The following is a 7,926-nucleotide window of genomic DNA, read 5'->3' as shown; positions in this document are numbered from 1 at the left end:
GATAGAATCTTTACTGGTACTCGATGCCACATTAGGCCAAAATGGTCTACGTCAAGCACAAGTTTTTGCAGAGGCTGCCAAACTAAGTGGAGTAGTATTAACCAAGCTAGACGGTACGGCCAAAGGTGGTGTAGCTTTAGCAGTAGTCCAACAACTCGGCTTACCAATTCGGTTTATCGGTGCTGGTGAAGGGATCGAAGACCTCAGACCTTTTTCTAGCTATGAATTTGTCGAGGCTTTATTAAGTGGTTAGGAATTATAAATGATGAATTATGAACCACAAATTATGTCTGTCGCCGATCTGCATGAATTGGTGGCCAGCCTCAATCGTCAACAAAAGAAAACTCACGAGCTACTGAGTAATCTGGGTTTTGCCCTACGGAGCTTTAAAAATCTCAACCAATTTTTGGAATTAATTCCCCTCATGGTGACGCGAGTCACCGATGGCGAAGGTGGGGCAATTATTTTGTTTAAAAAAACAGGTCAACTGCAAATTCAGCAGTTGCATTGTCAGGGAGAAAGCAACTGCAACGACCTGCGCCAGCGCATTGAATCGGCAATTCTCAAGACTGTTACTGATGTTTCTGAAGGTAAGGAAGTCATCTTTCATACTGACTTTTGGGACAAATTAGAGAGCAGAATCGAATTGGATCTCGACTATGGAGTTCAGATATTTCGGACGCCAATTCTGCTCGAAAGTGGCGAACGCGGCAGATTGTATGTATTTACCCGCAACCCCAACTATGGATGGACAGTCGATCGCCAAAAACTCTTACAATTAGTTGCCGATCAGACAGCAGTAGCCATCCATAATGATGAATTGACTGTAGAGTTACGCAAAAAAGAACGCCTCGATCGCGAGTTGGAAATTGGTGCCGAAATTCAAGAACGCTTATTGCCAAAACAATTTCCCGACATTCCCGGCTTAGAACTTGCCGCCTGCTACCTCAATGCCGATCGCGTGGGTGGGGACTATTATGACTTTATCCCGGCTAATTACGACAGACTTACCAATAAATCCAGCATCAGCACCATTAACAAGTGGAGCATCACGATCGGGGATGTCATGGGTAAAGGCGTCCCCGCAGGGCTACTCATGACCATGACGCGGGGGATGTTGCGCGCGGAGGTACTCAACGGTCACTCGCCCGCACGCATCCTTCAGCACCTCAATCGGGTCATGTATGCCGATTTGGACAACTCTAGTCGGTTTGTGACGTTGTTTTATTCGGAGTACGATCCGACGACGCAAATTTTGACCTATACCAACGCCGCCCACAATCCGCCGCTGTGCTGGCAAGCGGCAACCGATCGGATCGTGAGACTCGATACCCAAGGCATGTTAATCGGCTTGGCTGCCGATTCTGAGTATGAAGAGGCACAAATTCAGCTCCATCCCGGCGATACGATTATCTACTACACAGACGGCTTCACCGATGCTGCCAATCAAGATGGGGAGAGGTTCAATGAAGAAAATCTCATCTATACCTTCCATACCGCCTGTAAACAGGGCTTGACATCCCAAGCGACTCTAGACTTTATCGTTGAGACGATCGCCTCCTTCACGGGCGTTAATAAAGCCAATGGTGATGATATGACAATGGTAGTAATGAAGGTTAAAGATCGCCAGTAGACTTTTCGCAGAAGTCAGGGAATAGGGAATAGGGAACCTCAGCAAGGGTTCCATCCGCTACGTGGTGCGCTCAATCTGGAGGGAACCTCCGTGACGAGCGCATCTGCTGCTTGGTGCAACACATGCGGAGGGAACCTCCGCGTGGTTGCATCCGCTAAATTCCCATCCTAAAAACCCAATTATTAATTATTAATTAATTCAACGTAGCTTATTTATCCATTCTGTCGCCTGCTCGTAGCCGCCGACATCTTGCTGCTGCTGAAATAAGCGCGCGGCTTTAGTCAAATCGGCTCGGGCACCCCGCCGATCGCCCAAACCATGTCTGCTAATCGCCCGATTATAATAGGCATCAGCGAAATCTCGATCGCAGCGAATCGATTGATTGAAATCGCGAACCGACGCGCTCAAGTTGCCAGCCATCGCATGAACGTTACCGCGTGCATTGTAGGCATCGGCATTATTAGGCGCTAGGGAGATCGCCCGATCGAAATCTTTCAGTGCCTCTGGTAGCCGATCGAGCATCGCCTTGGCAAACCCGCGATTGCTATATGCAGCTAGGTGGTTGGGATTGGTTTTGAGAAATTCCGTGTAATCGGAGATCGCGCCCACATAGTCTTCTCGCTCCTGTTTCTTCAGCCCTTCCTCAAGTAGATTAGTAGACTGAACGATATTCACCAGAGGTCGGCCAATCTGTGGCGCGATCGCATAGCCAAATACCCGCTCTGCCCGACTAAACGCGACAACACTAGTCAAAGCGATGAAGATAGTAGCTGTCTGAATGAGCTTCATAGAATTTACATATTGAAGGCGCACACCCTACAGTTTATCAAATTTTTAGCTAAATTTAATTTTAGGCTCGATCGCGCCTGTCAGGATTACCCAACCCGCTCAGGAGACATTTTCGGTAGCTGCGGCGACTCCAGCCCAGCGATGTTCGACTTCGACGATGGTTGTCGATACCATCGCTGCGACTAATTGCTCTGGTGTGACTGTAAACGGTAAGCGGTGAAGATCGGAATCAGGCTGGCAAGCGAGCGTCGCAGCGTATTGCAACTGCGCGATCGTCACATCACTCAAACCCAGATCGGCTAAAGTTCTGGGCAACCCGATCGACTCATAAAAACTGAGTAACTGCTGTCTGGCGGTAGCGGCTAATCGATCGCCTTGCAGCATCTCCTGGAGGCGTAACTGGACTAAGATCCCATAGGCCACTTTTTCGCCGTGTAAGGCATGATGACTGCCCGGCAGGTGAGTCAGACCATTATGGACGGCATGGGCGGCTACAGTGCGACACTGGGCACCACCCAGCCCGCCAATTACCCCCGCCAGGAGGACGGTAGCATCGACGACTTCGCGCCAGTCCGCACCGTCCGGATCTGCTAGCGCGGCGGCTGACTTTTGGAATAAGAGATCGCGGAGGACGCGCGCCTGTTGAACGGCAGCAATTAGTAAGGTTTGGGTAGAATGACCGCTACTCACAGAAGCCTCATACCATTTGGCAATCGCATCCCCAATTCCAGCGACTAGCATCCGTGGCGCTGCTGTCGCCACAATCCCATAATCTAGCACCAGCAAATCCGGACACTTGGCGAGGCTCACATCTGCCAAAAATGCCCCGGATTCCGAATAAATATTTGATAACGCCGTCCAAGCCGCACAGGTAGCTCCAGATGTCGGGATCGTGACGACTGGCAAATTTGTCCGATGAGCGATTAATTTAGCAGTATCCAAGCATTTACCGCCGCCAATCCCGATGATGACATCGGCTTGATGAGCGCTGACGGCGAGCATCAGTCGATCGAGACTACTTTCACAACAGTCAGGCGTATATCTGGCAACCTCGATCGCTAATTCTGGACGCTCCCACAATACCTGTAATTGACCCAGTGCCAAGCTCCGAGCGCCACCAATTATCAGCGGACGTTGACCCAGACGGATAATGAACTCGATCGCGTCTGCAAGCGCGTTTGTGCCCCGTACCACCCGAGCGGGGGCGACCGACAAGGAAATAGCAGTAGAATTCTCACTCATGACGATCGATCGACGATTGATAAATTAATTGTATGCGATCGCCATCATCGGGTCTGTGGTTGAAAACCGATCCGATCGTCAACGATGCGCTTGCCACCGCGATCGACTGTTACAGTTCTTGACGAGATAGCGATCGCGATCGAGCTGAGTGGTACCATGACAAAAACCCTATAACGAGTAGTTTTATGGCAATCAAACTAACGGGCAAAACACCGCTTTTTGGCGGTAGCACTGGTGGTTTACTCAGCAAAGCCGATGTAGAAGAAAAATACGCAATTACTTGGAACAGTCCCAAGGAACAAGTATTTGAAATGCCCACAGGCGGAGCCGCGACAATGGTATCGGGAGACAACCTCTTGTACATGGCACGCAAAGAACAATGTTTGGCGCTTGGCGGTCAATTACGGAAGTTCAAAATCACCAATTACAAAGTTTATCGCATCCTGCCTAAAGGTGACACCACTTTACTCCATCCCAATGATGGTGTATTCCCTGAAAAAGTCAATCCCGGGCGGGAAGCGCAAAATAGTGTCGATCGAAACATTGGTAGCAATCCCGAGCCAGCGAAGCTCAAGTTTACTGGCAAAAGAACCATCGACTAGATCGACGCGACTTTCACAAGTATGACAAAGGAGATGGCAACTCGATCGAGTTTTCATCTCCTTTTTTATGGCTAAATCAAATCTGGATCGATGCCCAATTCTCGTAACTTTGCCGCGAGTAGCTGGTTGCGAGCGTTCTCTGCTGCCAGATCCCGCTCGGTTGTCGAGAGATTTTGGGAGATCGCTTCTAATTCACGAGTAGTTGTTTCTAACTCACGAGTGGTTGTTTCTAACCTTTGAGAAACCTGCTCGAAGCTTAAAAATACCTCCCCGTCAGGTCGATAGATTTGCAATTCGGGCGGTGTACTTAGATCGAATTTAATTCCCAATCGTGGGCTAATCCAATCCTGCATGACTGGAATTTCAGTGAGATAACCATCCAATCGTTCCCAGCCAGACAGAGCATTAGTATCAGGATCGTAAATATAGTATTCTTCGACATCATGCCGATCGTAAAAGGCTAACTTCGATGCCATTTCATTAGCGGTATTCCCAGGTGACAGGATCTCGAATACTACTTGCGGTGCAATATTATTTTCTTGCCATTGCTTGTACGATCCGCGATCTCCTTTGGGTCTACCAAATGCGACCATTACATCTGGAGCCGCACGTCGTTTGGGATTGCCTTCGACTGGATACCAGAGCAAATCTCCAGCGATGAAGACATTCTCGTCATTGGCAAACAACCAATCTAGGTTATATTTGACGATCGTAATCCAGCGAAACTGTTTGGTATTGTCGGACATTGGCTTCCCATCGCTGTCTGGATACTCGATTTGGTTAGGTGTCGGTAATTGAGTAACCATAAGCTTAGATATTGGCGGCAAGGTTCCTAACCCTAATTGTAATTTATGTTTTCAAAGTTTTGAGGCTTGAGGCTCGATTTAAGATATTCTCCATTCTAATCGTGCTGAATTGGCGCGATCTCGATCGGGTGTTATATTGAAATTGTCGTTACTCATGGAGAATCCCTAAATGTCACATGAATACCTATCCCGCGCTCACAATTTCTCTGCTCAGTAAGCTAACTAACCGCGAACTGCAATCTCATTATCTCGATCGAACCTTTGAAATTTCCAGTTTTTACTAAGAGAATTTTAGAGTTTATGCAAAACGAGCGAGACGGATCGGAAATCGAAATAGTTCAATGGTTGACAGAACTAGGTGTAAATTGGGATGGCGAACTTGCCGATCTCCAAAAGTTGGATCTTTACCGAGATCGATCGTTCAACTTGCAAATCTCTCGAAGCTTGATATTAGTTGGAACCAGTTAACTAGCCTACCAGAATCTATCGGTCAATTGAGCAGTCTCCAAGAACTCGATCTTGGATATAATCAATTAAATAATTTACCGGATTCCATCTGTCAATTGAGCAATCTCCAGAAGCTTGACCTTAGTGGCAACCAATTAACCATCTTACCGAAATCCATCGGTCAATTCAGCAGTCTCCAGAAGCTTGACCTTAGTTACAATCAACTAACAGATATGTCGCCGTTACAAGAAATAGATCGACCAGATTTAACGGTAAAATTCTCTGGAATCGACCTGCCTCGCCGATATTGGATAAAAGTTAGTGAAGGACATTGGATATTACCCACTTTTGAAGACGATGTATGATGGATTTATAACCAGTTATACACAGCAAAATCTAACCATTCCACAGCAGAACCCCGCTCGATCCAAGGCTCGTCGACTAGACTGCTCATTCTTCAATTATGTGGTGAAAACATTTAATAGTTCTTCCGACTATCGGATTACCTCAATTAGATCGGCATTTGTAGAAGGTGACAGAATTTTTCCAAACTCGGCAATTTACGATCTTACACATATCCAGATTTCGATTTTGGATTCGAGCTTAATTGAAGAGTTATGTATACTCACAATGGATGATATTTAGCTATGCCATTAGATCCTAAAGAATTTGAGAAAGTATTTGCCAGTCACTTTGAAACGATCGCTCCAGAACAGTTTTTAGATAATTTGAAAGCAGCTTGTCCCTATTTATTCGATGAAGATGCGAGTAAGATCGTTGAAGTAATTAATGACAAAGAAGTAGGTACCAAACTTACAATAGTAACCGATGATAAAGTTCACCATTCTTGAGTACATAGCTGACCGATCGAGCAAACTCATCATGAAGATCCTTATCCCGAACGGAGGTTGTTGGAGGTGTAACTGCTGAATTTGTCGATCGATTTTGACATCATTCAAAATCTCCCTTAAACATTACTCGCTTTCTCGAAAACACTCAGCAAAAACGTATATTCCCAAGCGATATCTTTGAGATATTCATAACGTCCCGATGCGCCGCCATGTCCAGAATCTAGATTGGTTTTGAGCAAGAGTAAATTATCATCGGTTTTGAGATCTCGCAATTTTGCCGTCCATTTAGCAGGTTCCCAATAAGTCACGCGCGGATCGTTCAATCCCGCCGTAATCAATAAGTGTGGGTAAGCCTTAGCCTCGACATTATCGTAAGGCGAATAGGAACGGATATAGCGATAAAACTCCTCATCGGCAGGATTACCCCACTCGTCGTACTCCAACTGCGTCAGAGGCAAATCGGCATCCAGCATCGTATTTAGCACATCTACAAATGGTACTTGCGCGATCGCCGCCTTGAATAGTTCGGGTTTGAGATTAATCGTCGCGCCAACTAGCAACCCACCCGCACTGCCACCCGCGATCGCAATATTACCCGCGCTGGTATACTTTTCGGCAATCAGGTGTTCGGCACAAGCCACAAAATCCAGAAAGGTGTTCTTTTTCTGCAAGAATTTACCCGACTCATACCAATGTCGCCCCAACTCCGAACCACCGCGAATATGGGCGATCGCATAGACAAAGCCGCGATCGAGTAAACTGAGTCGATTGGTAGAAAAGCCTGGATCTAGGCTGGCTCCATAGGAACCATAGCCATAGAGATAGAGCGGCTGCGTACCATCGCGCTTAAAGTCTTGGCGATAAACGATCGAGATCGGCACTTCTACCCCATCGTGAGAACGGGCAAAAATGCGCTCTGAATGGTACTGGCTCGGATCGTAGCCGCCTGGAATCTCATTTTGCTTGAGAATCGTCTTCGATCGCGATGGCAAGTCATACTCAAATACCGTCATCGGTGAGACTAGCGAGGTATAGCCAAAGCGGAATTTTTGCGTATCGTATTCCCAATTAGCCGCACCAAACACTAGATAAGTAGGATCGTCGAACTCCAGATAATGTGACGCTTGACTCTGAAATTCAATCGCCCGTAATTGTCCTAAACCCTGATAGCGTTCGCTGACGATCGAGTAATCTTTAAACTCATCGAATCCTTCAATTAATCGATCGGGATCGTGGGCGATATATTCTTCCCAATACTGTTGCTGTGGTTGCGACACCAGCGTCCGCATGATGCGGAAGTTCTGGGCGTTGTCATTGGTGAGAATGTAAAAAGAGCCATCATGGTGGCTAACGCTGTATTCATGCCCCTTCTGGCGGGGTGTGACGATCGAAAACGTACCGTGCGGATCGTCGGCTGAGACAAAATATTGTTCGCTGGTAATCTTACCGCCAGTTGTCAGGAAGATATATCGATCGTCGCGGGACTTGTCACAACCGACAAAAAACTGCGAATCCTGTTCTTCGTAGATTAGCTCATCGCGGTCAATTGACTCGCC

9 protein-coding genes and 1 pseudogene are annotated in these 7,926 nt (G+C 47.1%); 6 read left to right on the top strand and 4 right to left on the bottom strand.

Annotated features, from left to right (window positions below):
• Both RMO52_RS22490 and RMO52_RS22485 read left to right on the top strand, forming a co-directional pair.
• Positions 1–253: pseudogene (locus RMO52_RS22490) on the top strand (signal recognition particle-docking protein FtsY); the annotation flags it as partial.
• Positions 254–265: 12 nt separating this feature from the next.
• A complete protein-coding gene (locus tag RMO52_RS22485; protein ID WP_396135084.1) occupies positions 266–1,633 on the top strand; it encodes a GAF domain-containing SpoIIE family protein phosphatase in 1,368 nt (455 codons plus the stop codon).
• A gap of 198 nt (positions 1,634–1,831) precedes the next feature.
• Here RMO52_RS22485 and RMO52_RS22480 read toward each other — a convergent pair whose 3' ends face one another.
• Together RMO52_RS22480 and RMO52_RS22475 are read right to left on the bottom strand one after the other, a co-directional pair.
• Positions 1,832–2,422, bottom strand: a complete 591-nt coding sequence (locus tag RMO52_RS22480) for a tetratricopeptide repeat protein (protein WP_310418776.1) — start codon at positions 2,420–2,422, stop codon at positions 1,832–1,834.
• 99 nt (positions 2,423–2,521) lie between these two features.
• Entirely contained in the window at positions 2,522–3,664 is a 1,143-nt protein-coding gene (locus RMO52_RS22475) for an iron-containing alcohol dehydrogenase family protein (RefSeq protein ID WP_309742165.1), read from the bottom strand.
• 185 nt (positions 3,665–3,849) lie between these two features.
• Between RMO52_RS22475 and RMO52_RS22470 the strand changes: the two genes are divergently transcribed.
• Entirely contained in the window at positions 3,850–4,266 is a 417-nt protein-coding gene (locus RMO52_RS22470) for a photosystem I reaction center subunit II (protein WP_309742166.1), read from the top strand.
• A 71-nt stretch (positions 4,267–4,337) separates the two neighbouring features.
• Here RMO52_RS22470 and RMO52_RS22465 read toward each other — a convergent pair whose 3' ends face one another.
• Positions 4,338–5,072: a Uma2 family endonuclease gene (locus RMO52_RS22465; RefSeq protein WP_310418772.1), complete on the bottom strand. Its 735-nt coding sequence runs from the start codon at positions 5,070–5,072 to the stop codon at positions 4,338–4,340.
• 261 nt (positions 5,073–5,333) lie between these two features.
• Between RMO52_RS22465 and RMO52_RS22460 the strand changes: the two genes are divergently transcribed.
• The 3 genes from RMO52_RS22460 to RMO52_RS22455 all read left to right on the top strand — a co-directional run bounded on the left by RMO52_RS22460 (position 5,334) and on the right by RMO52_RS22455 (position 6,370).
• Positions 5,334–5,540, top strand: a complete 207-nt coding sequence (locus tag RMO52_RS22460; RefSeq protein ID WP_309742168.1) for a hypothetical protein — start codon at positions 5,334–5,336, stop codon at positions 5,538–5,540.
• Complete coding sequence (locus tag RMO52_RS24880) at positions 5,489–5,884, top strand: leucine-rich repeat domain-containing protein (RefSeq protein ID WP_396135083.1); 396 nt, start codon at positions 5,489–5,491, stop codon at positions 5,882–5,884. Before RMO52_RS22460 ends, RMO52_RS24880 begins: the two co-directional genes overlap by 52 nt.
• A 282-nt stretch (positions 5,885–6,166) precedes the next feature.
• Positions 6,167–6,370 carry a hypothetical protein gene (locus RMO52_RS22455; protein WP_310418769.1) on the top strand — a complete coding sequence of 68 codons (204 nt, stop codon included), beginning with the start codon at positions 6,167–6,169 and terminating at the stop codon, positions 6,368–6,370.
• A 116-nt stretch (positions 6,371–6,486) separates the two neighbouring features.
• Here RMO52_RS22455 and RMO52_RS22450 read toward each other — a convergent pair.
• Positions 6,487–7,926: S9 family peptidase (locus RMO52_RS22450; protein ID WP_310418765.1), on the bottom strand; the 1,440-nt coding region annotated here is incomplete at its 5' end.

This window comes from Chamaesiphon sp. OTE_8_metabat_110 (genome assembly GCF_031382685.1).
Taxonomy (GTDB): domain Bacteria; phylum Cyanobacteriota; class Cyanobacteriia; order Cyanobacteriales; family Chamaesiphonaceae; genus Chamaesiphon.
Note: the sequence above shows the minus strand (reverse complement) of the source record. Positions and strands in the feature narration are given on the sequence as shown.